Annotated in this window: 25 protein-coding genes; 6 read left to right on the forward strand and 19 right to left on the reverse strand. The window is 38.8% G+C overall.

Annotation, left to right across the window (positions count from 1 at the left end; genetic code table 11):
• Positions 1 to 6 precede the first annotated feature (6 nt).
• The 6 genes from A8B35_RS22320 (at position 7) to A8B35_RS22345 (ending at position 3,136) form a co-directional block, all read left to right on the forward strand.
• A complete protein-coding gene (locus tag A8B35_RS22320) occupies positions 7 to 342 on the forward strand; it encodes a DsrE family protein (protein WP_068475738.1) in 336 nt (111 codons plus the stop codon).
• Between the two features lie 12 nt (positions 343 to 354).
• Positions 355 to 630, forward strand: a complete 276-nt coding sequence (locus tag A8B35_RS22325; RefSeq protein ID WP_068475740.1) for a cysteine-rich small domain-containing protein — start codon at positions 355 to 357, stop codon at positions 628 to 630.
• A gap of 13 nt (positions 631 to 643) precedes the next feature.
• The gene (locus A8B35_RS22330; protein ID WP_068475742.1) at positions 644 to 1,489 is read left to right on the forward strand and encodes a helix-turn-helix domain-containing protein; all 846 of its coding nucleotides are present in this window, start codon (positions 644 to 646) and stop codon (positions 1,487 to 1,489) included.
• 104 nt (positions 1,490 to 1,593) lie between these two features.
• Positions 1,594 to 2,079: a hypothetical protein gene (locus tag A8B35_RS22335; protein WP_068475743.1), complete on the forward strand. Its 486-nt coding sequence runs from the start codon at positions 1,594 to 1,596 to the stop codon at positions 2,077 to 2,079.
• Positions 2,080 to 2,245: 166 nt separating this feature from the next.
• Positions 2,246 to 2,602: a cupin domain-containing protein gene (locus tag A8B35_RS22340; protein ID WP_068475745.1), complete on the forward strand. Its 357-nt coding sequence runs from the start codon at positions 2,246 to 2,248 to the stop codon at positions 2,600 to 2,602.
• A 75-nt stretch (positions 2,603 to 2,677) separates the two neighbouring features.
• The gene (locus tag A8B35_RS22345; RefSeq protein WP_075604079.1) at positions 2,678 to 3,136 is read left to right on the forward strand and encodes a DUF2798 domain-containing protein; all 459 of its coding nucleotides are present in this window, start codon (positions 2,678 to 2,680) and stop codon (positions 3,134 to 3,136) included.
• Here the strand turns inward: A8B35_RS22345 and A8B35_RS22350 are convergent.
• The 19 genes from A8B35_RS22350 to A8B35_RS22435 all read right to left on the reverse strand — a co-directional run bounded on the left by A8B35_RS22350 (position 3,133) and on the right by A8B35_RS22435 (position 24,552).
• A complete protein-coding gene (locus A8B35_RS22350; RefSeq protein ID WP_068475750.1) occupies positions 3,133 to 3,705 on the reverse strand; it encodes a glycoside hydrolase family 108 protein in 573 nt (190 codons plus the stop codon). The genes A8B35_RS22345 and A8B35_RS22350 overlap by 4 nt on opposite strands.
• A 10-nt stretch (positions 3,706 to 3,715) precedes the next feature.
• A complete protein-coding gene (locus tag A8B35_RS22355) occupies positions 3,716 to 4,126 on the reverse strand; it encodes a hypothetical protein (RefSeq protein ID WP_068475752.1) in 411 nt (136 codons plus the stop codon).
• Positions 4,123 to 4,455, reverse strand: a complete 333-nt coding sequence (locus A8B35_RS22360) for a hypothetical protein (protein ID WP_068475754.1) — start codon at positions 4,453 to 4,455, stop codon at positions 4,123 to 4,125. Before A8B35_RS22360 ends, A8B35_RS22355 begins: the two co-directional genes overlap by 4 nt.
• Before the next feature lie 2 nt (positions 4,456 to 4,457).
• Entirely contained in the window at positions 4,458 to 4,982 is a 525-nt protein-coding gene (locus A8B35_RS22365) for a P-loop NTPase family protein (protein WP_068475756.1), read from the reverse strand.
• A 107-nt stretch (positions 4,983 to 5,089) separates the two neighbouring features.
• Complete coding sequence (locus tag A8B35_RS22370; RefSeq protein ID WP_068475758.1) at positions 5,090 to 5,932, reverse strand: hypothetical protein; 843 nt, start codon at positions 5,930 to 5,932, stop codon at positions 5,090 to 5,092.
• Positions 5,933 to 5,974: 42 nt separating this feature from the next.
• Complete coding sequence (locus tag A8B35_RS22375; RefSeq protein WP_068475760.1) at positions 5,975 to 7,984, reverse strand: LPD1 domain-containing protein; 2,010 nt, start codon at positions 7,982 to 7,984, stop codon at positions 5,975 to 5,977.
• Positions 7,981 to 11,928: a strawberry notch-like NTP hydrolase domain-containing protein gene (locus A8B35_RS22380; RefSeq protein ID WP_075604081.1), complete on the reverse strand. Its 3,948-nt coding sequence runs from the start codon at positions 11,926 to 11,928 to the stop codon at positions 7,981 to 7,983. Before A8B35_RS22380 ends, A8B35_RS22375 begins: the two co-directional genes overlap by 4 nt.
• Positions 11,925 to 13,280 (reverse strand): SAM-dependent methyltransferase, encoded by a 1,356-nt coding sequence (locus tag A8B35_RS22385; protein WP_068475765.1) that lies wholly within the window; start codon positions 13,278 to 13,280, stop codon positions 11,925 to 11,927. Before A8B35_RS22385 ends, A8B35_RS22380 begins: the two co-directional genes overlap by 4 nt.
• Positions 13,270 to 15,816, reverse strand: coding sequence for a ring-infected erythrocyte surface antigen domain-containing protein (locus A8B35_RS22390; protein ID WP_068475767.1), 2,547 nt, complete (start codon positions 15,814 to 15,816; stop codon positions 13,270 to 13,272). The genes A8B35_RS22385 and A8B35_RS22390 overlap by 11 nt, the downstream gene beginning before the upstream one ends.
• Before the next feature lie 19 nt (positions 15,817 to 15,835).
• Positions 15,836 to 16,450: a hypothetical protein gene (locus A8B35_RS23650; protein WP_222844208.1), complete on the reverse strand. Its 615-nt coding sequence runs from the start codon at positions 16,448 to 16,450 to the stop codon at positions 15,836 to 15,838.
• Between the two features lie 57 nt (positions 16,451 to 16,507).
• On the reverse strand, positions 16,508 to 16,984 hold the full coding sequence (locus A8B35_RS22400) for a hypothetical protein (RefSeq protein WP_068475769.1): 477 nt from the start codon (positions 16,982 to 16,984) through the stop codon (positions 16,508 to 16,510).
• 10 nt (positions 16,985 to 16,994) lie between these two features.
• Entirely contained in the window at positions 16,995 to 17,171 is a 177-nt protein-coding gene (locus tag A8B35_RS23485) for a hypothetical protein (RefSeq protein ID WP_171973260.1), read from the reverse strand.
• 13 nt (positions 17,172 to 17,184) lie between these two features.
• Positions 17,185 to 18,147 carry a hypothetical protein gene (locus A8B35_RS22405; protein WP_139314991.1) on the reverse strand — a complete coding sequence of 321 codons (963 nt, stop codon included), beginning with the start codon at positions 18,145 to 18,147 and terminating at the stop codon, positions 17,185 to 17,187.
• A 231-nt stretch (positions 18,148 to 18,378) separates the two neighbouring features.
• Entirely contained in the window at positions 18,379 to 18,642 is a 264-nt protein-coding gene (locus A8B35_RS22410; protein WP_139314992.1) for a hypothetical protein, read from the reverse strand.
• An 86-nt stretch (positions 18,643 to 18,728) separates the two neighbouring features.
• Positions 18,729 to 19,916: a hypothetical protein gene (locus tag A8B35_RS22415; RefSeq protein ID WP_068475775.1), complete on the reverse strand. Its 1,188-nt coding sequence runs from the start codon at positions 19,914 to 19,916 to the stop codon at positions 18,729 to 18,731.
• A gap of 18 nt (positions 19,917 to 19,934) precedes the next feature.
• A complete protein-coding gene (locus A8B35_RS22420) occupies positions 19,935 to 20,324 on the reverse strand; it encodes a hypothetical protein (protein WP_068475776.1) in 390 nt (129 codons plus the stop codon).
• A gap of 88 nt (positions 20,325 to 20,412) precedes the next feature.
• On the reverse strand, positions 20,413 to 21,255 hold the full coding sequence (locus A8B35_RS22425; protein WP_068475778.1) for a hypothetical protein: 843 nt from the start codon (positions 21,253 to 21,255) through the stop codon (positions 20,413 to 20,415).
• A gap of 82 nt (positions 21,256 to 21,337) precedes the next feature.
• Positions 21,338 to 21,889: a hypothetical protein gene (locus tag A8B35_RS22430; protein WP_139314993.1), complete on the reverse strand. Its 552-nt coding sequence runs from the start codon at positions 21,887 to 21,889 to the stop codon at positions 21,338 to 21,340.
• 128 nt (positions 21,890 to 22,017) lie between these two features.
• On the reverse strand, positions 22,018 to 24,552 hold the full coding sequence (locus A8B35_RS22435; protein ID WP_075604083.1) for a hypothetical protein: 2,535 nt from the start codon (positions 24,550 to 24,552) through the stop codon (positions 22,018 to 22,020).
• Positions 24,553 to 24,618 lie beyond the last annotated feature (66 nt).

The following is a 24,618-nucleotide window of genomic DNA, read 5'->3' on the forward strand; positions in this document are numbered from 1 at the left end:
ACAACAATGGATAAATTAAATATACTTTGGACAACTACCAATAGAGATACCATTAGCAAAATGATTGTAATGTATGCTTCCAATGCAATACCAAATGGATGGTGGAAGGAAGTTAATGTAATTATTTGGGGCGCATCGGCTCAACTAGTAGGAGAAAATTCAGAAGTACAAAAAGAAGTGCTCCAGATGATGGAAGCCGGCGTTCATGTAGAGGCATGCCAAGCATGTGCAGAACAATTTGGAGTAGCGGATAAAATTAAGGATTTAGGAGTAGATGTTCTGTATATGGGTGAACCACTTACACAATACCTAAAAAACAATGAAAAAGTGCTTACCCTGTAAAATTGAAGTTTCATGCTTGTAGATACAAAAACTGAGAATTATAAGTTCACTCAGCACAAACAGTGCGAGTTTTTTCCATGTCATAAAGTGAAGAATGTAGAAGAATTTAACTGCCTTTTTTGCTATTGTCCCCTATATATGCTTAAAGATGAATGTGGAGGTAATTTTAAATACACTAACGGCGTAAAGGATTGTAGCGAATGTACGATTACACATTCTAAACAACATGGCTACGATCATGTTATGAGTAAGATGGGTTTGGTTTCTAAAATTGGTAGTGAACGGTAAAATTCTTAATTGTATGATTGTAAATCGACAAAACTTTGAATACAAAGGAAGAGTCCTTATTTCTAAAGCAAAGGTAACGGCTCCATTTCGAAAAGAAGGTATTTTTAATAATGAAGGATGCTTTCTTTATTTCAGAGAAGCAGGCTTCAAAATGCAATCCTATAATGTAAAAAATATACCGATTAAATCTAACGAGGCTGTTCTCTTACAATGTGGTACGTATTACTTTGATTTAGTTTCAAGTATGGAGAGTGAAATGGTAGATGTATTTGCTATTCATCTCATACCGGAACACCTTAAAACTATTTATGGCGATGACTTACCTTTGATTATTGAAAAGAGCCAAAAAGCAAAAAAAGAGCAGATAATAGGCTCAAGCAGTATAATAGCAAGATTTATCGATTCCTTGGAGTTTTATTTCGAAAATCCTGAAGTTGTAACCGATGATATTTTAGAATTAAAGGTTAAAGAGTTGATATTGTTACTAATAAAGACGGAAAACATAAACTCCATAGCCGACCTAATATCCGATTTATATGCTCCACAAACAACGCAATTGCGTATAGTGGTTGATACCCACCTCTATTCAAATTTATCAGTTGATGAGTTGGCAAAGTTGAGTAATCTAAGTTTATCATCCTTTAAGCGGGAGTTTAAAAAAGCCTATAATGATTCACCGCAACATTATATAAATAGCAAAAGACTAGAAAAAGCACAACATTTATTAAAAACTACAGCTTTGTCCATTAGCGATATAGCTTATGATACAGGATTTAACGACCCTCAATACTTTACAAGGTTATTTACCAAAAACATAGGAGCTTCACCAAGTGAATTCCGTAATTCAAAACAAATTTGAGCTAAAAATCCAAACTACTGAACCTATTTTCCACATCTAATACACTATGCTGCTGTACTTTTGTATTGTAATTAGTTAATGATAACAATTTAAAAAGTATAGCAATGGGAAAAGTAGGAAACACCTTATTGAAAGGTATTACACAAGAAGAAATTAATAAAGAGTTAGTCGCATTATATGCACAAGAAACAATTAATGCATATGCCTCAAAAGTGGCTTTAATAAAGGTAAGTGGCAAAGCAGAGTTATTAATTAAAAGCCGAATAGAATTTTTAAAATCAAGTTTTGGTGGGTTTGCCGATAAAATTGAGAGCCGAATAATTGCTATGGGTGGACAAATCCCTGATAAACTTTCTGACTATGAAAACCTTAGTGCTACTGAACTAAGTTTTTTTCCAGAACCCAATAATATATCGGAATTTTTTGCAGCCGTTTTGGAGCGTTTTAGAGTGTTAATTCCAATATATGCTTCAGTAATGGAGTCTGTAAAAGACAAAGATCCTTTCACCTATTTTATGTTACTTCCGATTCTTGAGTTTTATGTAGACCATGAGGAGGAACTAGAAAATGGGGAAGGCATTATCCAATAACCTCTTCAATAGAATAAACTAAGGTCTTGGTATAATTTATCAAGACCTTTTTTATTTTAAAATTGAACTAAATCTCCACATAAGAGAGCCGTGAGTCCACATGCAACCCGTCTGCATTCTGTACATTTGTAATGTAATTATTAGTAAATATTTAAATAATAAAGCGATGCATATTAAAACAGAAAGTCAGAAGAATTGGGAAAAGAGTTTTTATGGTGGAGAAGGTCTTGTTAAAGGACGCGCCGCAATAGGTTTCGGTCTTCCTCGTCCTGATGGAAGTCCAATTAATACTACAGTTAACTTAACAGTACCTGTTGGAGCATCAGTAGGTGAGCATATACATCCTAATCAAGATGAGATTTACTTTGTAATAGCTGGTGGTGGTAAGCACAATACTGAAGGTAAAGAATATCCTATTTCGCAAGGCGATGTAATTGTTACACCCAAAGGAGTTAAACACTCATTCAAGAATACAGGTAGCGAACCAATGATATTGCAAGCAACCTTAATTGATAATAAGTGAATAAGATAGCTTAGAACAACATGATACGCTTGTGTTGTTCTATTTTTTCAATTTCAAGAATAAAACCTGATATAAATGAAATCTCTATCACGAATAAAATCAAACCTTATAAAGTTTGCTCCTTTGCCTTTTATAATGGCAATTATAACCGGGATATTTACCTTGCTAAAAATGTCTTCTGGAGAAAGTTTTATTAGTAAGTGGTTGCTATATTACGGATTAGCTCTACTAATTGTTATTCCTATAGCAATAATTATAATTGACAACATTAATCATCTTATTGATAAGACCTTAAGGAATAAGCATGTGATTACTCAAGGATTAGCATTTGGAATTCCTTTTGCTGCAATCATTGGCACATTGATGACAGGTATTGCCGTGTATTCATTCAACGAACTTAACTCAATTGTGCAATTTACTGATGCATGGGGAGCTGAACTTCAAAAGAGCCTTCCAATTTTTCTAACTGTAGGGCTTATTATAGGAGGGGTTATTAAGCCTCTATTATCCATCAAAAGAAGTAAACAAAACTAAGTTCGCATATATTTATTCGAACTAATCCGCTTCAACCAACCTTCAAGGAATAAATAATTTTTGCCTTTCTTGGCAATCTTGTGGTAATAGCGGATTCGTGCTTTCTTGATTTCCCAAAACAGTTCCTTTGGTTGGCAATTTGCAATTGCAGCAAGTGTCATTTTTCCAATAATACCATCCATTTTTAAATCAGCTTCAAAGAATTGGTTTAACACACGTTGAACGCCTCTGGCTCCCCATACTCCACTATTAACGCACCAATCAAAAATGATTTCTTGTAGTGAACCATCGGAGATTTCATCAATTTTAAACCTTTTGTAAAAGGTCTGCTCATAAAAATCCTTTACAAGCTGAGTCAATTGAGGAACATCAATTTTAAAGTTCCAAGCTATTTTTCCATAGGTTTCCTTGTAGGCATCAATGTATTGCCAACCTTCCCAATTGGGATGCAAATTCCGGGCAACACCCATATAGGTTTCTCCACCTCGGTCGCCCTCGACATTGGCATAATATCCTTCGTGCTTGATAACTCCATCAAAGAGTTCGTCAAATGTTTTAGTATGTTTCATGATTTTGGTTTTATGATCGTTTAGATTTCAGTTTTACATCATTTACCCCACTTATTGAACCTCCGAAAAGGAAGTCGATTATCGTGCTTAGTTTAGTGGATATTCCTCCGTTGATACTGCTGATAAAGGCAATTTGCCAATCTTGTAATTCAATGGTTTGAAACACGAAATAGTTAAGCATCACGAATGTTAAAGCACACCATGCAACTAGGAAAAAGATTGCAAAGGTCTTTTGTAACCAGTTGTCTTTGGCATACATGTTTCGTGCTGATTCTCGGTCTGAAACAGCCATTTTGAAGAGCTCCATTTTACCCTGGAGCTTTTCCTCCTTGGTGGTAAAAATTTCATCTATCAGCTTTGTTCCTTCTTTAAGTGTACTTGCAACTCCTGCGTTGCTTAGCTTTGAAAATAGTTTTCTCATCGTTCTACAAATTTTAGTATGGTATCTAGCTTTTCGTTAAGCTGTTTAATGGTTTGATGGAATAGCTCCTTACTCACGTATATTTCCTTGGAGCTATCCCTTAAATCGGATATGCGTTTGTGCAATACGGCGAACTTTCCTTCGCATAAATTCAGTTCCTTTGCCAAGTGTTTTATGTCCTTTTCAAGCAGGTCTGTTTTGGCTTCCACCGTTTCTTTGGTCGCATTTTTTGCCAGTGCATTTCGGATGATGTAAGACAAAACACCCACTATTAATGAGCTAAAGGCAGCAATGACTACCCAATAGAATTTAATGGTCATTTCTTCCATGATTAGAATATTTTAATGGTTTCGTTACTGCCGTGTGGAAAACGGTTTTTCTCCATGGTGGCTGATTGATTTTCGATGTGCATAATGGCATCGCAATCATGCTCCCAGTCGCTTCCGCCTTTTGATGTACCATCACGATTGGCTTTAAATACAAGTACAAATGATGTATTGGGGAATTGTCGCTTCAATGCTTTAAAATCATCAGGTTTAATACCTATGGTTTGGGTACTATCAAAGAATACCACATCGTATGCTCTGAATTGCTTCGGATTATAATCTTCCACAAAATCGATGGGCTGCGTGATATTTAAACGTAATAACTTCTCCTGAAGCGAGGCTTTTACACCTTCTTCGTTGGAGATATAAAGTACTTTTAGCTTACTTTTTACTAAAACATTGGCCAGCAACATGGCTACGGAACTTTTGCCATTGAATCGCTTACCATAAATCATCAGGTAAAATGGACTGTAAGGTTGCCCGAGCAGTTTACCAAACTTACCGCCAATGCGTAAAGTAGAAAACTTCATTTGAGCCAATTCACTAGCTGATACCACTTGATCTGGCGAAACTGAGATAGACTTATTTACTGCCCTTGTACTTGTACCACTACTTTTGGGCGATGGAGTAGTGGTGTTTACTTTCCCAATCCAGCTATTCCTTTTAGGCCATTGAGTTGAACGCTTGTGACTAGCAATTTATCACTTTCCAGGTAATCGTTTAAATGCTTTTGTACCTTCTTAATCTGATCGTACTCCTTTTCAGATTGCTTTACTTTTCCATTCTTCAGGGAATTGGTAATTGTTGTCAACAAACGTTGTGCTTTCTCTTTAGTAATATTGCCGTACAGGTTGATAAAACGTTTTATGAGTGCAACAGCTGGAGTAACACCATAATCGTCTACTATTCCCTTAAGTTTACTATATATTGAAGATGGAACTTCAAACTTACAGGTAGCATTCATCTCCTTATAGGTCTTAATCAAATCATTGCTGATACTTTTAATCTCGGAGGCGTACTTACTTGTTTTTCGGATGGTTTTCTCAGTAGCTGCCTTTTGTATGACCTTGTATAAAAGAGATACTTGCCGTTCGGTAACGCTCTTGTTATGAAAATTCAGGTAACGCCTGATTACCTTTATCTCCATGGGCATTAAATCCACTTCAATGGCTTTTCGTTGGGCTTGTTTGGGCTGCCGAGTCGTTTTACCTGCTGTTGTCTTTTTCTTTGGTGCTTTAGGTTTTGTGCTAACCTTTTTTGCAGGCGCTTTCTTTGAGGATGTACTCTTCTTAGGAGCATCTTTTAGATAAGGCTCCACAATCTTAAAGTGATTATCCAACATCTCTTTGATATCCTTATCCTCATTGTAGAAATCGGCAAATGAATCAAACTCCTTATGGGCTTCCTGAGCTACCTCTGGTAATTTCTTAAAATCAATTCCTTTAGTGGCTTCTTTGTAGTTCTTTATTGTAAGTTTCATATCTATCTGTATTACGTTTTAGTAGACTATTAATTATTCGCTTCATTTGATAAGGACTTGTTTTTGCTTTATGCGGATGGCTTTGGCTCTTATCTTAGCAAGAGCTAATTTTCGATCTTTACCTACAATCACACCCTTGTTTACACTACCTTTCTCCGTCAAATCGATGTATTCATCTGCTCTTTGTTTGGTGAATGGCATAAAGGACTTTAGCTTAAATTGCGCCTTTGCCGCTTCTATCAAATTGTCAAAACACTTATTGATGTAGGTACGCTCTTTTCCTTGGGGGTAAACTGGATGGGCAAACATTCCTCCTGATACCAGGTAATTATTCTCTCGATTCTTTTCTTTCAGTTTATCATAGATGTAGCATTCAAAGCTTCTGGCAAATAGTTCAGCCATATTCTTCCAATATGAGCCTTGTTGTTTTGAATAGTGATATAAGTAGCTATCTGTCGATTTTTTCTCATGGCTTTGTGCATCCGTAAAACTTATCAATGATTTGTCTTCATGATTGTATCCAAAACGTAACATACTCACCAGTGCTGCCATGCTTTGGTGGAATGGTGTTTGGGTGACTCCGGTTTCTATTACATATGCCATTGTGCTTATGAAATAGGCCTTACGAAATGATTTCTTTGAGTTATTCAGGTAAGTTCTATTTCGACCAAATTTCTCTAGTATTAAATCATAAGTGGTTTCCGATAATAGTGATAACCTACTCAAGCCAAATTCATTCAAAAAGTGATCGAAAAAGTGTCCCCATTCGTGCGCCACAGAACCATCTCCATTGCGTTTGGTGAGATTAATCAATTGCCGAATTGGATAATAGGTTGCCATCGCTTTACCTCCTCGTCCAAATGCTCCAAAACCGATGGCTAGTTTCTTATTTATACTTAAATCAATATCCAATATCTCGCATAAATCAACGATGGATGCCACAAAATGACGAATGTGCTCCTGGGCTTCATTATCCTTGACGTAGTTTCCCAGAGTTATCGATTTAAAATGCAGTTTATGAATGACAGTCTGTTCATCTGCTTGCTCAATAAATAAACCACCAGTGCGCTTAATATAGCTAAGCGGTATGGCTGCTATTTTTGGCTTTGTATTACCTTCTGATTTAGTGGATCTTTTGGTATCTGACCATGACCAATCGGGTTTGAATTCTTTGTATGGGAAAAGCTCCTTTTTGGTATCAAATTCCCTTTTGTAATCATTGATAAATCGAGTACAAACCGACTCCACATACTTCACGTATTCTGGAATGCTATTCATACTAGAAAGCATACCACCTCTAAAAGTCAGATCGCTGTATTTATGACTGCGTAAATCTGCCGATGAGATAATCTGTTTTGCTGAATCAATGCACTTTTGTTGTTTTTCAATGAGCTTATCGTAATAGGTTTTTAGGTTCTTGTAAAGAGGTGCAGCCGTTTCTTTACTTACACCTGAATACTGACGAGCCTCAGTAAGTGTTTTCTTTGCCACACCAACACCACTCGAATAGCCATAAATCACACTCACGATATTCCTTAACTTTTTACCAAAAAGCATTGTAAAATCAGTTCTTGGAACAATTTGTTCGTTTGTTGCTATGGTATATAGCTTCTTCAAATCATCAATAACAATGGCCTCACTTAAAACTTCATGGATTGCTTCTGCCATTTTCACGTACTGTGCTCTCGATTCTTTGGTATTCAAATATGGCTTTGCTGGATATGCCTGGCGAATCTTCGATTTTAAAAATGCACAGCCTGAGTCTATTCCATTTTCTTTCTCCAATTGAGCATCAACCTTAGGGAAAACCTTATCCTTTTTGATTAATTCAATGGCAGTTGCTTCATCCTGTTCTATGTTATTTAAATCCTTACTGCCTATGAGTTTGCTGTACATGGCTTGCTCTTTACGAGAGCCATGCACACGCTTTCCAGCATCTTTATAAGCACGATTCTTTTGCTTGTCTTGCAAGGCTTTTTCCACATCATCATCGATGCCCTTGAGCTCAGTAAAACGATCTGTGCGTAAGGTTATTTTTGTAGTTCGGCTCATAGTAGTGTCTTAATTTTAGGATGCATACCAAGTCCAGCTACATTGCTCATTTGCTTCTGCATAATCAGAATGGCTTTAGCCCGAAGCTTCACAAGCTTCAATTGCTTTCCAGTATCAAGCTTTACCTTTTTGCCTTTAGTTGCTGATTGTTTTTGTTTGGCCAGCTTTTGTGGGAAGGCTTTTTTATCCGTTTCAAACATTTGCATGGCCTCTTTGGTAAGGCTATCGATACTATCGCTTCGTTTTGAGCTACTTTTCAGAAACTCCTCAAAATAATGGCGAGGTACTTTTACTGATAGGCTGAATCGTTCTCCCAATAACTTGATCAGTTTGGGCATCTTTTCTGTGCTCACTGATGCCTTCATATTACCTGAAATCATCTCAAAACCATCTCGTGTGTTCTGTAATAGCTTCAGTACTTCCTTATCTGTATAGATCGGTATATGACTCTTTGTTTTGGGCATGATGATCTTGAAAGTATCATCGAAATGGCGAGTAATCGTAATCTTATTTTCTGTGGTGATACTTGCGCTACTTCTAAGGCTTAGAATGTGCTTTTGAAGCTTGGCTATTGGTGCAACTACATAACTATTGGCTTTGTTATCGGCATTCTCTGGTGACCATGCTTCTGACATTAAAATGCCTTTTTGAACACCTTTGCCTTTTGTGGTAAAGCTCACGAGCTTACCCGAAAAATCAGCTGAACCTTGCAGTATATTTCCTGTTACGATGTATCTGATCTGTCGGTCCAGGGTAAAGTCTTTTATCGCTTCATCCCATCTATCAATTAGATTTTCCTTTTGGGAAGTCGATAACTGAAAACTGCGTGCCTGGATCCGTTCAATTTCCTTGGCCGTATCTCCTGAACAGGCCAATACAATGTATTTACGACTATCAGCTATGGCAAAACGAAGCTTTACAGCTGATGGTGCATAAGGGTTATTTCGCTTGCTATTGATATCAAAACCCAAGAAAATACAATAGGAATTATCGCTACTATCGCTTTCGAAACTAAGCGCTGGATAAAAATATCCATGCCCGACTTGAAAGAAGCGGAAGAATCCATTTAGATATGATTTTCGGTTCTCACTTTGTGTTTGGATTCGGGTAGTCTCTAGACTTTTGGCTTGTATAATTTCATCTTCTCTGTCGGTGATATATTGCATGCGCTGATGCTTTTCAAAGACAGGTATTTTCTGATATCCTTTTTCTTCAGAAATGCCATTCAGCAAATCATCATATTTACTATTTAAGTCCTTTAAATCCTTGGCTAATTTACTTGCTATGTAATTCTCATGAGCTTCAATAATATTATTGGTAATGCTATCTGGATGCTTGTTACCAAGTTGCTTCTTAATCAGCTTATCAAGCTCTGTTTTGGTGTATGGTTTCTTCAATACATTACACTCACACTTTTCTAAAAAGGTATCATTACCAAAAACAGAGCGTCCTCCCTTACCAGCAATCACCACACTTTTGTCTTTGGATGCGGCCTTTAGGTTCAACACCTCGACTTCTAAATCGTATTCATCCGATTGTTTGAGGTAGTCGATATAATCATTATAGCGCTCTATCACTTCGCCATAGAACTTCTCTTGTTCTTTAACTGAAAGCACAGCCACACGTCCCGTTACTTTAGAAGCATCGCCTTCTGTGGGTGTTTCATCACTCTCTTTGCCTTCAAATTTGAGTGGATTATCTAGGGCTTTATTGAGCTGCGGATTCTCCATCATATATTGGCGTACCACCTTATCGCCATATTTATTGAGAAAATCATCCGATTCCAATTGTGACTTACTGCTCTTTTGGTTGGATGTGGTATTGGCATCCAATGATTTCAGCTTCTTTTTAAGCATCATCATAAAACGCTTTTGAGCAGGGATGGATGAAATAATATAATCGTAGATAGGCTTGAGTATTTGCCCAGTTCGGTTAATACGACCTCGTTTCTGGATCTCTGTATTGATGTTGAGCTCTGGTTGTAGAATCACCATCACACGTTGCTTAACCTTTTCTGCAGGCACTTTATCTGTAACAATAGCATGCGCAGAAGCCCCTGTTGATCCACTCTGATTGATCAATAGACAATCAATCTCATTATCGTTGTATTGACGAAACAAATCGGCTGTATTCTCCTTTTTTCGTTTGAGTACAAGGGCAGTTGTATTCTTGGCTTTAGTGGAATTGTATTGAACCGACAGCTTACGTCCTGTGACTTCGCCAACTGTAAATCCCGCCTCTTTAATCTTTTGGATAATCAGGTCGAGCGGACTTATGGTAATGCCTGTGGAAGCCAGTTCAATACGTTTGATGATATCGCGATAAGCTAACTGAGCATCCTCAGAAAGATCAGATACATTAAAGGTTTTACCTTCTGTTTCTCCATCAATATCTTTCTCGGTGTAGCGCAATACAGAATCCAACCCTTTCTCTAGTACCGTTGAAAAATCACCATTAATCACATCATCAGGCTTCGCCATAGCTTCCAGGAAACTTCCCATGGTAGAGGCAAATGCAATAATAGGTTTCTTACCTTCTTTTAATCGTTTAATGGCATGATCGGCCACATCGGAGGCATTCAAACTAAACAGCAATTGGTTGATTACATTGAATACCTTTGAGAAATAAGGTATGTTATCTACGCCTGCTTTACTGGTTCCCTTTCGGGTTTCCACTTCCTTTCCCTCGGCAGCAGCAATTTGATCCAATTCATTCACCTGTTTGTTGATGTACTTCTCCTGAAAACCGATTATATCTCGAATGATAGAAGTTACCTTATCGGCAATATCAGCCTGTTCTTTGGCTTTTTCCTTGAGCTCAATGTAATTGACCTCTACACCTTCGAAAGAGCGTTCTCGCCTGATCATTTGTCCCTCAGATACCAACTGAGCTGCTAGTACTTCTTGCAGTGCCACACCGCCTTTTGTAATGGCTTCTACCAAGTCCTCCTTGCTCATATTGGCATCACTCATGGATGTCTTTTGAGCATAGATGGGCATGTTATCTGGTCGTTTGGCAAAGGTGGCAGACAGGAAGCAAACGCCTTTGGTTTGGCGCAATACATCTTGCATAAACTCGCCAGTATTGGAGCTGCCCGAAGCATTGTGGGCTTCATCCATTATGATGATATTATTCTTGGCTGCTGCGTATAAAAACTGCTGCTTGGCGGGTTTCTTGGGTTGATTAAATTGAGAATAAGTCGCACAAACAAAATTGTAGTTTTTCGGGATGCTTTTATCCTTGATAATGCGCTCCTGTGTTGGTTTTTCAGGGGCTTTATAAATGATATCACCATTCTTATTCTTGATATTGGTTTTACTTTCCTTGGCATTGACGATAAATGGAACTAATGCGGAACTTCCTATGTCAGATAGATCACGATATAAATCGGTAAATAGATTGGGTTTTTCAGATAGGAATATGGGTTGCAATCCAGCTTTCACGCCATAGCGTATTAAAGCTGCTGCCGTTCTTCCTTTTCCGATTCCTGTTTGATCGCCCACGATGATCCCTTGCTTGCGACTTTCGATATTATAGATGGCTAAGGATACTGCATCGATCTGTTCACACGAAAGAGATTTAACCAAATCCTCATTCTCGTAATTCAGCTTCTCAGCTACAAAATCAAAGAGTGGCATACCTATGCTTTTTTTGATTTTGCGGATGGCAATGTGCATTTCATGTCCCATGGAATCCGGAACAGTAGTATCCAAGATAAAGCCTTTCTCCGCTGCTGGAATATAAGCCATACCCAAACCTTGAATACCTAACATACCTTGCAAGTACTCATGTTCGTTTTGAGCGAGCTTTTGAGTACGGATAAAAGTCTTGTTGTCCTTAGTCTTAAAACCCAATTCCAGTAGTCGTGATTCGACGTGATTTTTCGGCTTACTGGTGAAGCGAACAGTGATGCTATTCTTAGTGAATTTTATGCTTGATTTCATAGAGCGTTATTTTGAAATGGTTTTAGAAGTCGAGGATAGCGTTCATGTAAAAGGTGAAAAATGTGTTTCACCATGTCGGTATTCGGAAGTGATTGTTGACCTATTTCTGGTATAAAAATCGACTTGTTATTCCATGTAATTACAAAGCGTGCTGTTTCAAAATTCCATTGATCCTCTCGTGCATATTTCAGTGAGAAATGAGAAACCACATCCCCATGTTTATTGGGGCTCTCAAACAGATTCTTCACATCATAGACTCCTTTTAGACTATTTAAATGGGTCAAAACGTCAAAATGCAGCACTTCGTAGCTTTGGGGTTCAAGTAACTGATTCAATTGTTTTTGTTTAATGCGAATGGCTTTCTTTTTAGCCAGGACAATACTCTTCTTATTTGTTTTGGAGGCTTGAGGAGACTTCTGAAGCTTTACTCTTTCCCAAAGTTCTTCGTGGCTATTTACTATAGTATTATGCAACTCATTTTTGAGTGGAGCTGCACCTCCAGGTTTCAATTTTGCACCATCAACAAGTATCAATCTGGTGTTAAAAGACGTCCCCTGTCGAGAGTATAATTTTTTACCATTGATCGGAATAATGTCCTCCACATTGTAAAAATGATAGAGGTAATTTAGGAAGATGCGATTGTTGCCTGCAGACACTCTGCCTTGTTTGTCCCATGAGGTATGACCACCAATAATGATGGCTGCTTTTCCATCATCTTTCATGCATCTGAGGGCATTTAAAGCCATGGCATGTTCCAAGCGTTTGATCTTAAATTTGCCAATAAGCATGGCTTCTGAAAGCGTTCCAAAAGGAGGATTAGTTATCACACCTTCAAACTTTTTATTATACGTAAAAGGCGGTTTTAAGGCATCCCAATTACTTACTTTGGCAAAGGGTTGTTCCTTTAAATTAGCCAAACGAATATCATCCAATTCATTCACAAAAGTCTTGCGATATGGAAGTGCAATGGTCAATAATCCATTACCTGCTGATGGATCTAAATACAGTGCTTCTTGTTTCGGATTTCGCACATAACTTGATGCCAAGAAGGATATTGGTGCAGGTGTGGAATATTGCTGCATCAACACGCTCATGCTGGTACGCATGGATAGGTTAACTTGTGATTGGTAAAGAGCTACAATAGCAAGATATTTTTCGTAGGTATTGAGCGAAGCATCATGGGCGATCTCTCTTGCATTAAGAACTATGGCCAACTCGGTATATTCTTTCACCAAATTTTTATTGGTGATACCAAAACCCTTGGCAATCTTCTCAATAGTGGTTTTAGAGTGCTTATGTGCATTGCGTAAATCCTTACGAATCCTTGATATGTAGCCCTTTTTAGTCTTCATCTTTAGAATTATTTTTTTTGCCTAACCGAAGAACTGTTCCATCTTCTATGATCTCAAAATGCGTAACTCCATCACTCTCTAGGGCTTGTATAAAGGCTACTAACACCTCAGGTATATTTGTTAGATTGCTATCCCAATCTGCGCCAGCAGTGGCATTTTCTTCAATGCCAGATAACTTGTTTTCATCAGTTTCGGGATAAGAACGTTTTGCTGTATTTGCTTCAATGGCAGTAGCTTGATCTTCTGATATAGTTGTTGGTTTATTACTCACATTTTCATTCCAATCTGCACCTACAGTCGCATTTTCTTCAATACCTGAAAGCTTATCTTTATCTATTTGTGGATAGCTATTCTTTTGACTGTTGCTTTCTATTGCAGCAGCTTGTTCTGGGCTTATGGTTAGAGGCTTATTCTGTAAATTTGTTTCCCAATCAGCACCAGCAGTGGCGTTTTCTTCAATACTAGATAATTTGTTTTCATCTGTTTCGGGATAAGTACGCTTTGCCGTATTGGCCTCAATTGCTGTAGCTTGATCCTCAGATATGGTAGTTGGTTTATTGCTCACATTCGCCTGCCAATCAGCTCCAACAGTGGCATTTTCTTCGATACCAGATAACTTGTTTTCATCAGTTTGAGGATAAGTACGCTTTGCCGTATTAGCCTCAATAGCTGTAGCTTGATCTTCTGATATGGTAGTGGGTTTATTACTCAAATTGGAATTCCAGTCCGCTCCAGCAGTCGCATTTTCTTCAATACCAGAAAGCTTGTCTTCATCCGTTTGTGGATAACTGCGCTTAGCTGTATTCGACTCTATTGCTGCAGCTTGCTCTTCGGATATGGTAGTTGGTTTATTGCTCACATTCTCCTGCCAGTCTGCTCCAACAGTGGCGTTTTCTTCAATGCCTGAAAGCTTATCTTGATCTGCTTGTGGGTAGCTATTCTTTTGAGAATTACTTTCTATCGCAGCAGCTTGTTCTGGGCTTATGGTTACAGGTTTGTTCTGTAAATTTGTGTCCCAATCAGCTCCAGCAGTTGCATTTTCTTCTATGCCAGAGAGTTTATCTTCATCCGTTTGAGGATAACTACGTTTGGCTGTATTCGCCTCAATTGCTGTGGCTTGATCCTCAGATATGGTAGTTGGTTTATTGCTCACATTCGCCTGCCAATCCGCACCAACAGTGGCATTTTCATCAATGCCTGAAAGCTTATCTTCATCAGTTTGAGGATAAGTACGTTTGGCCGTATTTGCCTCAATAGCTGTAGCTTGCTCTTCTGATATGGTAGTTGGTTTATTACTCACATTAACCTGCCAATCCGCACCTTTAGTAGCATCAGATGGGGCATGGTCAGCCTGACTATGTTCATAGGCTGCTTTACCATGGTCGCCTCGATGTGCTGTCGTTTCAGATTCTCCCAATTCAAGTGCATTTCCTACGAAAATATATTCTGAACCACTCCAACGATAGGTTTTATTCTTTTCCTTATCGAGATATATTTTGCCTGTTTCTCCACTTTCGGGGAAATCAGTGAGTGTTGCAAACTCCAAAACATCGTCAACATAGGATGGTAATTGTGCAGATGGTATTTGCCCATCAACCAAGTCGGCTTTATAGGCTAAATCAGGCTTATCTGCAAGATCATTATAGCTAATACCTGTAACAGAACCACTAATACTATCGGCAAAAGTGGTACGTATCTCGATACCTCCATGCTCGTTTGATGTTGGGCTCGTTTGTAAAGCATCTTCTCCAGCTGGCTTAATGTTATTTGCATTACCAATAATGATAATACCGCCTTTCAGAAGTCCAGCTGCTGTGCGTGGTGCATAAGCAGCGTCTGAAAGCTGTGGATTAACCAAATTAGCTGTAGTTCCCGATTCTATCACATCAAAGATACTCCCTGCATTGTTGGCTTCCATCTTGAATGATGGTTTAACTACCACAATTCGGTTCAATCCCAAATCTTTAAATACAATATCTCCTGCAGTAACATCTTGTTTGGCCTCAAAACCACACTCGGTAAGCGTAGCTGAGCTATTAAAGAGTTCCAAAGCTCCTTTTGAAGCAGGGTACTGAAAATTGATTAGCTCAAAATTGACGTTACTGTTATTAATCAAGAAAGCGTTGTCTATATTGAATAGCACGTTATTGTCGGCTGCCAAGGGCTTTAGGTTGATGGTATATGCAAAATCACGAAATGCAATTCTAGCACCTGTATCATCCATGTAAGGACTATCTTCAAACAATAGATTAATACTGGTTGCATCATCATCGTTATACTTCAAAGCCTTGGGCAATGAGTTGATTAAGTCAACAATCTGTGAAAAAGGCGTATCTTTTTTTATGATAAAACCTTTCTGTTCAGGTTCAAAATCAAAACCTGAAACCGACTGAGATTCACTTAAATCAAAAATGCCCTGGAACACCTTGTACTCATCAAAGGGCATACCCAGATAAGCGTAATTACCATTGGTTGCCCACTCGCCATTTCTTAGTGTTGGAGGAATGCCTCCCTTGAATTTCTTTATAGTACTCATTTGTAAATCTTATAAGTTTCTAAATCATTGAATAAGCTTGCTCAAAGAGTTGTGGAGAGATATAATTCTTCCCATTTTCCACTTTTGCCATTGAGAAAACCAAAAGACGAAGTGTATTTTTTGTGGGTAGCAACTTTGTTTGAGGCTGCACCTTTAAATCTTTGCAAACCGTATTGATGTATGCTTTTGTATTGTTCTCAAAGCTTGGAGCGTATCTGTGTACAATCTTTTCTACTGTGTTAAATCCTTTGCCCATGTAGTTTCGGAAAAGTTTAATCATGGCTCTTACACCATACTCAGGAGCAGTAAACATCTCGAACCTTCTGTCTTTGTTCTGGTCCTTTGAGAGCTTACCATGCCACTTGCTTTTGCTTTGAATGATATTACCCGGATTGTTATTGCGAATACCTCTAGGCATAGAGGAAAGGTAAGTACTTCCACCATTCCAATTCTTGAAATTAGGAGGGAGGGCATTGTTATTTGTGCTTAGAATATTGGCAGGGCTTTTTTCATAACCACCTGAGGGCAATAGCTCACGATTGCGTTTGTTTCTTCTGCGAATCAAAACAATTGCGGTCACTATTGCCCCGGTGGTTAATACCCCTCCCGAAATAAATAATATCTTTTTGTTCATCTGCTCAATCGTTTAGTTTATAGCTCATGCTTGAATAATTATTTCAGGCATGGCCTGTTAGAGAGGGATTCCCCAAGCATCGAACTTGGGTTTGATTTTGGCAATCTCTTTGTCGTCTAATTCAAAGCGAAGCCAACCAATCAGATTATGATTCTGTCCTAAAAGAGCAGCTCGACCACCCAATAAGTACATCTTTAATCCAAAGGCTTTAATGACAAGCAACATGTCATCCTTAGTTCTAACTTTGGCTATAGTGCTATAGATCGTTTTCTCATCTGTACCAAAATCAAGCATTGCACCATAGAGTGTGTTGGCAAATAAGGCAGCATCCGATGGCGATATAGTCAGGTTTTGTTGCTTTATCTCCATCTTTTTTATAGAAGGAGCTGCGATAGCTGATGTGCCGTCAGGATTCCTACTTTTTTTGATGGTACGATAAATCAGTAATCCACCAATGCCAAGAGCTAGCAATGGAATGCCTACACGAATACCTGTGCCAATGAGTGCTGATTTACTTGCCTTATTCAACTCCATAGCTTAATTTTTAGATGTATCGTAATGCTGTTTTCACAATCGTTGGATTCTTCGCCACCTTGGTCAGTAGCTTAATAATATCCTCTTGTTCCACCTTATCAACAGCGTTTTGTATAAGGTTTCCAACTTGCTTAACTGTTTCTGTCGTATTGGCTTCAATGGTAATTCCTACTTTGAACTTTCTCATAATCGTATGTTTTTTAGTTATCTAATTCTTCGTTGTCTAAATCGGTTTTCGGGTGCGAAACCCCATTCATTGCTTGATTTAAGAACATGAGGGTCTTGTTAATGAGTTCTGCTTTGTCCAGGCAAAGCCCAACGATGTTGGCTATTTTAGCCACCTCTTGCAGTTCCCATGTTCTAAGGGCATCAGATAAGTTTTTGATAATCTCCGCTTTCTTTTGGTCTTCGGGAGAGCTTGTAGAACCCATGTCTGTGACTTCGACATTAGTGTCGGGAATATTGACAGACTCTTCCGAATTATCATCAACCATCCCTAAAGCCCCTTTGAGTTCATCTGCTGATAAACCCAATAGCTCGGCTGTTTTCGGACTATTGGTAAGAATACGAGAACCAATACCCACTAAAGCACCTGTAGCAACACGCTTCATTACTTCGTTGGGAGCATATCCAGCCAAACGATTTTCAAGGTCTGTCTTCTCGGTTTTTAGCTCTTTATTTTCGCCATAGTAGCGGTCTTTTTCGGCACGTAACTCTGCATTCTCGTTACGTAGGCGTTCAAACCTTTCTTCCAGGTTTGTATATCGTGTTTCAAACTTGAAATCGTCAAGCTGCTTTTGATAGCTGATTCTTTCTACTTCTTTGTTGTTACCAGACAAGGCATTAAACAGCCCAAATAAGCTTTGAACCTTACCCTTTGCTTGTTCATTTTCTCCTGTAATCAAACCCAACAAACCATTGATTTCGCCTAAGTCATCTGTCTTGTTTTGGATTTGTTGTTTCTCAACTTCCTGCTGCACAATAGTCTGAATATCTCCACGTTCCAAAGGCTGTTTTGGAGGATTCAATAGTCCACTAATATTGATAGTGTAATCATTCAGGTGCTTGGCATTATGGCTTTTACCACCATATACATTTACTCGTAATGTACCGTGAGCTTGTTTTGCCTTTTCAATGGCTTTTTCAATATCGTTATTGAACATTTCCGTTCCAGCAGTTCTTGAAGTTAATGCCGTTTCGTCCATGCCCGTTACCAGGTATATTTCATAAGCGTAGGGGTATTTTTGTTCTACCTCTGAACGCTTGATAAACTCATATATGCTCTGTATTTGTTCTCTATAGTCTAACATTTTATTAGTATCAAGTAGTTAGTATCAAGACTATTTATAGCTTGTAAAATCTTGATGTATAAATCCCAATTCTCAACTCACGTTTTATGTGCGATGGGGGATAACCTTCACAAATTCCAAGCGGTAAGGCTTGAATGTTTCTGCAATGCTTTTGATGTCGATGTAATCTGTAAATACACGGAATCGGAACTCATCCATAAAGTCGTATTCCTCTGGAGTAGCCGTGAAAACATTATCGCTGCTAATCATTTCAATTTCTTCGATTGAACTTGGCAGAGACTTAGTATTCAGAATCCACATATCATTATTCAAGTCGATGCTGTGATTTGCCGATGTTATCATTATCATCACAGGCTTTAATTGATAGCTGTCTATCGTACGAAGCCCTTCAATGCGGTCTTTGGCAATGGTGTGTAGGAGTTCACTAGTGTTCATCATAACTCAGCCTCCTGTTTTTGGGGTTCAAGCTCTGCCAATGGCTCTTTAAAATCTTCGTACTGAATGTAAATGCGAATATTAAGCGGTTCAGTACCACTTTTCATATTGCTTTTATAAACCGTATGAATGCTGCTATTCACATCAAGTGGTTCGCTGAATGGGATCACTTCTTTGGATAGGTATTTGATGTTTCGGTTTGCCGTAAGCGTATAATCACGAAGTAAGAAACTGTTTCCATTAACCAGGAGACTTAAGCTGCCACATTCATATGCAGCGGGACGTAGATACTTTTGTACAGGACGCACAAAAAGACCATTCCTATTTTGATAGATAAACGAAAGCGTTTCTTGTGCGATAAGCTCAGTAAAGGCAAGACTTTCCATACCTTTTCCTTTCTCGAAAACACTCACTTTCGCAAACAGATAGTGTGCAAGCCCTTGTGTTTCCGCTTGTTCATAGGCTAGTTTATCTAGTTGTAATTGCGCAAGCTCACGGTCATAATCCTGCATAATGGAGTTCCCATACGTATTAATGCTTTTAGAAACCGTTGAATAGCTTTCTAGATATTCATTGCTACGTATTTTGTAATACACGATGCTTGTTATCTGGTATAGCGCATTGCTTCGTATAGAAGTAGAAGCGTTAAAAAGTAAGTCTAAATCATACGCTTCCAAATCGGTTTCAGGATCAAAACCAAACGCTCCATAAGTACTTAATAGGAATGCAAATAAATGCGCTTTGTATTCAGTTTTCAGGTCGGTAAAACGCCCATCCCAATCTATTTCAGCTTGGTCGCTACCACCCATGAGCAATTCATTTAGCTTGGAGCTAAAAGTTATCTGCTCTGAATCACTTAGAGAAGGATAATTAATGCCATCAAGCAATACCTTGACCATTTCAGGCAGAATATCGCTTTCAAAAAACGCCTTGCTTTCATCCAAAGTAGGACGTGTTCGCATGTATGAATAGAACAGATGAGCCACTTGGTCAGATGCCAACAAACGAGTAATTAAACCTTGCGGAAATGCTAATGCACTTAAACCATCAACAGCTTCGGCTTCTTTCTTTACGTTAGTAGTTACTGCAATCCCTGTTATGATTTTACAAGATGCAGGGAGCAAGTCCTGGTCGTTCAGATGCTCATTATTAGCAGATAGCTTTTTTATGACGTGGTATCGTTTCATATCAGGAGTATTTGGGGTTTACTTCTTTATATCTTGTATGGCCAGTAGGTACACACGCACGTTGTAGCTGTCGTCTGCTGCAAGGTTCTCGCTATCGTCTTTATAGATGATGCGAACAGGACTATTCTTTGCCTTTTCATCCACAGGGAATGTGACATCAGGAATACTCATATCGGTGTTGTGGTGCGCAATGGCTACCTCTGTATCATCCGGAATAACTTCTACATCATCGAGCCACATTCGGAATGTTGAACCAGGTAATGCTTCAGTATTGGATAGACGAACAAAGAAACCTGTAATGCGGTCATGTTCGGTTTTAGTATTTCCGTTAAACTCAAAGGTTTCACCTTTCTTTACTTCAAATTTGATGACCTGAAGCTTGCGTACTTTATTGTCTTGTTTTTCCATGATTGCATGTTAAAAAAAGGGGGGAAGTAAACTGAGTAAACCCGAAGTAAACCACCCCCAACGATTATGGTATATCAAAAATGAAAGACTATGCCTTTTCTGTGATAGTTCCCAATAGTGTCACCTTAACAGCAGGGTTATAAACCTTGTCGCCTGATACCGATTTCGGCATGTTCAGTTTTGGTGTAATATCCATTGATGGTTTCAACCACTTTGGATTAGAAAGCTTGTATTGGAACTTACGTTTTGTGGTATCAGTATCATCAAAAATTGCACATGAGATTTCAGGAACAATAACCTTTGTACCTAATGTCATCTCGAAGGTACCGTTCAAGATTGCAGGCGGTAATGCAAACTGACCAAAAGCAAAATCTGCTGGGTCATTATCTTCCTCCGATGCTCCGTGAGCGTACTCAAGTACTATATCAGTTAGAAGTAAATACTTACCCGAATCCAATTGAGCACGATTCAGGTTGGTACGTCCAGCCTTCTTATCATCCGATGCCTCCATCAAATCAATATCCGATTTATCTTTAATCGACTTAACGGTGTAGATTGCCGTATCAACCGTTTGCATGCGTGCATCTTTCAATGCCTTTTGAATCTCTGGTGGAAGCTGCTGTCTGCGTAACTCAAACTGGCCTTTTGAAGTCAAGTTTTTAGTAAGCCCGGTTTTTACAGCGGTGCTTCTTTGTCCTGCATTGTATGACCTACGCACAGCACGCTTTCTGCTTGTTCTTCTACGTCCTCTGCGACCTCTACGTCTGCTTCTACGACGTGAGCGTCCTAAGTCGCCAATACCCTCGACAGTATCGTCTTGGTCTTCTTCTTTTTCTAAAGCATTCTCTTCATTTTCAAGAATTGCTTCCTCTAAACCCTCTATTTCTTCCATCGAAGGGTACAAATCATTTTGCTCATTAATCTCTGCCATAAGAATTTGTTTTTCGGCTTAATAGCCTATTTTTAATTAAATTAATAGTTGCTTTTTGTAGATTGTGTAATACTTGTCTGCACTAGGATGCCATCATGTCTCCGGCAAACACGTCAAAGTCCATGCTATCAGGATCAATTTCTTTAATCTTCCCAACAGGTTCATCATCGGAATAATCCATTGCGCCAATGGGTTCATCGCTCATGGCATAATCCGTTGCTGCATTACCGATAGGATCATCACCCATTGAAAAGTCAGATGCTGCTCCAGATACAGAAGCTTGTATTTCTCGCTCGATGTCAATATCGGCTGCTGGTAAAGCTTGCGTGATAGGATTCAGCGCTTGTAATCCGTCCATTTCATCTAAATCATTATCACCGATAATGCCCTCTAATCCTTGAAGAATGGTTTTACCTGTGGCTTTTTTGATGATGGATTCGACACCAGCGCCAGCTGCACCTACTAAGCCCAACTTTACGTATTCGTTTTTGGTAAACTGAGTTCCGATAAGACTGCCCATTGTAACGGCTGCTGGGACGATGTAAGTTTTCATGTCGTTACCCAATAATCCGCTTACAGTTTGGCTCTTTTCTAACTTCTTTAAAGCGTACTTACCAACTGCAAACCCTGCCACGGCAGCAATAGGCTTGCCTATGTTGTTGGTAGCTTTCATAAAGTCAATTTTGGTGGCTCTGACACCACCACCTGACGTTGTTCTTTTAACTGCCATGTTTAAAATTTTAATTAATGATTATCTATTGTTTATTGAAGTGCAATACTTCCTAAATCCTGTTTTGAACTAGCTTTTGATGTGCGTTTTTTGGGCTTATCATCCTTTTTGCGGAAAGCGAAATATGCGCCTGTACCAAGGAGTGCTGCAACACCTAATCCGATTCCTATTTTTGCGCCTTTACTTATGCCTTTCTTTGGAGCTGTAACCAATGGAGTAGGAGCTATTGTTTGTGGTGTATAATTCCTTGATTTTAGTATTGGCTGTGGAATGGCATAATTAGATTGGGGCATTATACTATCGGTCTGTGGAATATAAGCTGATGTGTCTGATACCTGTTGCTGGTTAGACTGCACTGGAGCAGGAAGGGCAGGGGCTTTCTTCTTAAATTTGCTTTTAACCTTTGAAAAGAGATTCTTGATAGGCTTTAACCAGCCTCCAATTTTAGCCAAAACGCCACTTGCAGCTGTTACTGATGCTGCGGTAGCAACTGCACCTAAAGTTCCCAACTCTGCCAATTCTCCCATAGATTCAATGGTTTGTAAGTCACCCAACAAACCATCCATGCCTTTTAGAGAGAAGTCAGTGCTTTTCTGTTTAGCTCCTTTGATAATGGCATTTCTCAGGTTCTTTTCTTTCCCTTGTAAGCCTCTAAATAGCTTAATTACCCTAGCATGTACCTTTTTAATTTTTATAAGTTTGGTGTGGTCTATGTTGTATTTGCTTGCAAGGTTGGTAGGTAAATAAGCATATTGTAATTTCTTGGCAATACCGAACATATTTAATCGCAGCGCAGCTAATAAACCACCTCTAATGGCAATTGTTAAGGGATTAAACCTAACGATTGCTTTAACTACTTTCTTGGCTACTTTACCGACCTTTTTACCAGCTCTTTTAATGCCTTTACCAATCTTCTTTCCAATTCTTTTTATGGAACGAAAGAACCCACCACGTCTTTTCCCTTTTTTACGTTTGAAAAAACCAAGGTCACCCACTTCTTCAAAAATGACTCCATCTACTTCTTCTTCAATGGTATCTAGTTCTGCTAAACCTTGCAGAGCTTCACTATCATATTGCATCAAACCTGTTTGTGCAAGCTTTTCTTCAATATCTGATAACTTTTCTAATACGGCATCACGCTTTGGTGTATTCCAAAACTTAATGGCCTGATCTAACATGGAAATGAACTGTGTTGGATTTTGAATATGAGCCATCCGAGCTCTATTGTCTTCTTTCTTTAAAAAGTTTCGGGTGCGCACTAAATAGCGATAAGTCGCATCATCCGCATCGCCTAATCCATTTACAGCTTCATCAAAGTCAACACCTGAAACAATGGCAATAAGTTCCTCATGATCGGCTTGCGCCTGATGACCACCAGTTAAATCAATACCTGATAGTACAGAAATGGGTAAACCTAAAGCGCTAGAACCTGTTAAGCCATCGATACCTCGAAGTCCTGCCAATTGCAAAGGAGACATATCAAAGTCTGACCTTTCAAAGCTGTATGGTTTTTGGTAATCGAATTTTGATAATACAGGGTCAATGACTATTTCATCCTCTGAATCACCAAGGGCAGGAACAATAACATAGATATGCTGAAAGTTCTTTTTACCATCGTATTTAGTAATCCGGAGTTTGAAAGGAATACCCAAACATTTTAACAGTGAACCTACAAAAATGCTGTAGTCATCACAGTCAATCCCTGCGTTCTTTCTACCTTTTTGTTTGAACTTAATTTGACCATCTAACCAAGATCGGGAAGGAGTTCGAAGCTGTTCCGTTCCATCATCGTCTTTATGGTATTGCAAATAGGTATATGAAAAGTTGAAGATGTTACGACAAGTTTCTTTTAACGTATCACCTTTAAGCAAGCTTGCTAGTTCTTCTACCTCTCTAAAATGTGAACCAATTGTATCTATACAGCTTTCAACTGTCTCAAGAACGTTACCGTTTTTGATAAATGTGTCCTGTCCGTTTGCCTTTTTTATAAGGTGGTTGAAACGTTTACCGTTTTGGGTGTTTCGTGGGCCGGATACAATGCCCAATTCGCCCAATGCTAATCCGTTCATATTTTGTTCCTCTGATAATGATTGCGTGGTAGTAAGAGTTTCGCCATTAACGCTGATGGTCATGGTGAAAGTCATATCAGCTTTTAGCTTTTCAGTATTGGAAAGCACGGTGAGAGTAAGACCTTTGCCCATAAGATTCAGGTATGGCACTTGAAAAACGATTTCTGGCTCTTGTGTTTTGCCAGCACCAATGGTAAGTCCTTTAATATCGGGAGTAGAATAAGCGACTGCCGAACCTTTGTAATTTGCAACTACCTGGTTAACTGCTAACTTAATGGGTGCTTTGGTGGGATTGTAGCAGCGAAGCTTTACAGCAAACTGAACTTCCTGTAAGTTCATCTTGTGGATGCGGAATCCTAAGAGGGCAAAGTTCATTTTTGCCCCGGCTAGAAGCTTTTTGCCTTTCTTAATGAGGTAGAAACCTCCACCAACGGCTGCAACAGCAGCTAATGTGCCTAGTATTTTCTTTGTGCTTGCTTCCATAATGGAAACAAACATATAGTAGTGTTAAGTTGGGAATTGGCTGTGTTTGGCTATAGTAAGCCGGAATTGTTTAGAATTGGG

Origin of the sequence: Saccharicrinis aurantiacus (assembly GCF_001660705.2) — a bacterium.
Taxonomy (GTDB): domain Bacteria; phylum Bacteroidota; class Bacteroidia; order Bacteroidales; family Marinilabiliaceae; genus Saccharicrinis; species Saccharicrinis aurantiacus.

Excerpts from the sequence above, each read along its gene's own strand:
- A8B35_RS22400 (WP_068475769.1), bottom strand. The coding sequence starts at position 16,984 with ATGGAGTTGAATAAGGCAAGTAAATCAGCACTCATTGGCACAGGTATT.
- A8B35_RS22345 (WP_075604079.1), top strand. The coding sequence starts at position 2,678 with ATGAAATCTCTATCACGAATAAAATCAAACCTTATAAAGTTTGCTCCT.
- A8B35_RS22335 (WP_068475743.1), top strand. The coding sequence starts at position 1,594 with ATGGGAAAAGTAGGAAACACCTTATTGAAAGGTATTACACAAGAAGAA.
- A8B35_RS22330 (WP_068475742.1), top strand. The coding sequence starts at position 644 with ATGATTGTAAATCGACAAAACTTTGAATACAAAGGAAGAGTCCTTATT.
- A8B35_RS23650 (WP_222844208.1), bottom strand. The coding sequence starts at position 16,450 with ATGAACAAAAAGATATTATTTATTTCGGGAGGGGTATTAACCACCGGG.
- A8B35_RS22365 (WP_068475756.1), bottom strand. The coding sequence starts at position 4,982 with ATGAAGTTTTCTACTTTACGCATTGGCGGTAAGTTTGGTAAACTGCTC.
- A8B35_RS22340 (WP_068475745.1), top strand. The coding sequence starts at position 2,246 with ATGCATATTAAAACAGAAAGTCAGAAGAATTGGGAAAAGAGTTTTTAT.
- A8B35_RS22360 (WP_068475754.1), bottom strand. The coding sequence starts at position 4,455 with ATGGAAGAAATGACCATTAAATTCTATTGGGTAGTCATTGCTGCCTTT.
- A8B35_RS22355 (WP_068475752.1), bottom strand. The coding sequence starts at position 4,126 with ATGAGAAAACTATTTTCAAAGCTAAGCAACGCAGGAGTTGCAAGTACA.
- A8B35_RS22325 (WP_068475740.1), top strand. The coding sequence starts at position 355 with ATGCTTGTAGATACAAAAACTGAGAATTATAAGTTCACTCAGCACAAA.
- A8B35_RS22405 (WP_139314991.1), bottom strand. The coding sequence starts at position 18,147 with ATGTTCAATAACGATATTGAAAAAGCCATTGAAAAGGCAAAACAAGCT.
- A8B35_RS22415 (WP_068475775.1), bottom strand. The coding sequence starts at position 19,916 with ATGAAACGATACCACGTCATAAAAAAGCTATCTGCTAATAATGAGCAT.
- A8B35_RS22435 (WP_075604083.1), bottom strand. The coding sequence starts at position 24,552 with ATGTTTGTTTCCATTATGGAAGCAAGCACAAAGAAAATACTAGGCACA.
- A8B35_RS22350 (WP_068475750.1), bottom strand. The coding sequence starts at position 3,705 with ATGAAACATACTAAAACATTTGACGAACTCTTTGATGGAGTTATCAAG.
- A8B35_RS22320 (WP_068475738.1), top strand. The coding sequence starts at position 7 with ATGGATAAATTAAATATACTTTGGACAACTACCAATAGAGATACCATT.
- A8B35_RS22375 (WP_068475760.1), bottom strand. The coding sequence starts at position 7,984 with ATGAGCCGAACTACAAAAATAACCTTACGCACAGATCGTTTTACTGAG.
- A8B35_RS22385 (WP_068475765.1), bottom strand. The coding sequence starts at position 13,280 with ATGAAGACTAAAAAGGGCTACATATCAAGGATTCGTAAGGATTTACGC.
- A8B35_RS23485 (WP_171973260.1), bottom strand. The coding sequence starts at position 17,171 with ATGAGAAAGTTCAAAGTAGGAATTACCATTGAAGCCAATACGACAGAA.
- A8B35_RS22420 (WP_068475776.1), bottom strand. The coding sequence starts at position 20,324 with ATGGAAAAACAAGACAATAAAGTACGCAAGCTTCAGGTCATCAAATTT.
- A8B35_RS22370 (WP_068475758.1), bottom strand. The coding sequence starts at position 5,932 with ATGAAACTTACAATAAAGAACTACAAAGAAGCCACTAAAGGAATTGAT.
- A8B35_RS22380 (WP_075604081.1), bottom strand. The coding sequence starts at position 11,928 with ATGAAATCAAGCATAAAATTCACTAAGAATAGCATCACTGTTCGCTTC.
- A8B35_RS22425 (WP_068475778.1), bottom strand. The coding sequence starts at position 21,255 with ATGGCAGAGATTAATGAGCAAAATGATTTGTACCCTTCGATGGAAGAA.
- A8B35_RS22410 (WP_139314992.1), bottom strand. The coding sequence starts at position 18,642 with ATGATAATGATAACATCGGCAAATCACAGCATCGACTTGAATAATGAT.
- A8B35_RS22390 (WP_068475767.1), bottom strand. The coding sequence starts at position 15,816 with ATGAGTACTATAAAGAAATTCAAGGGAGGCATTCCTCCAACACTAAGA.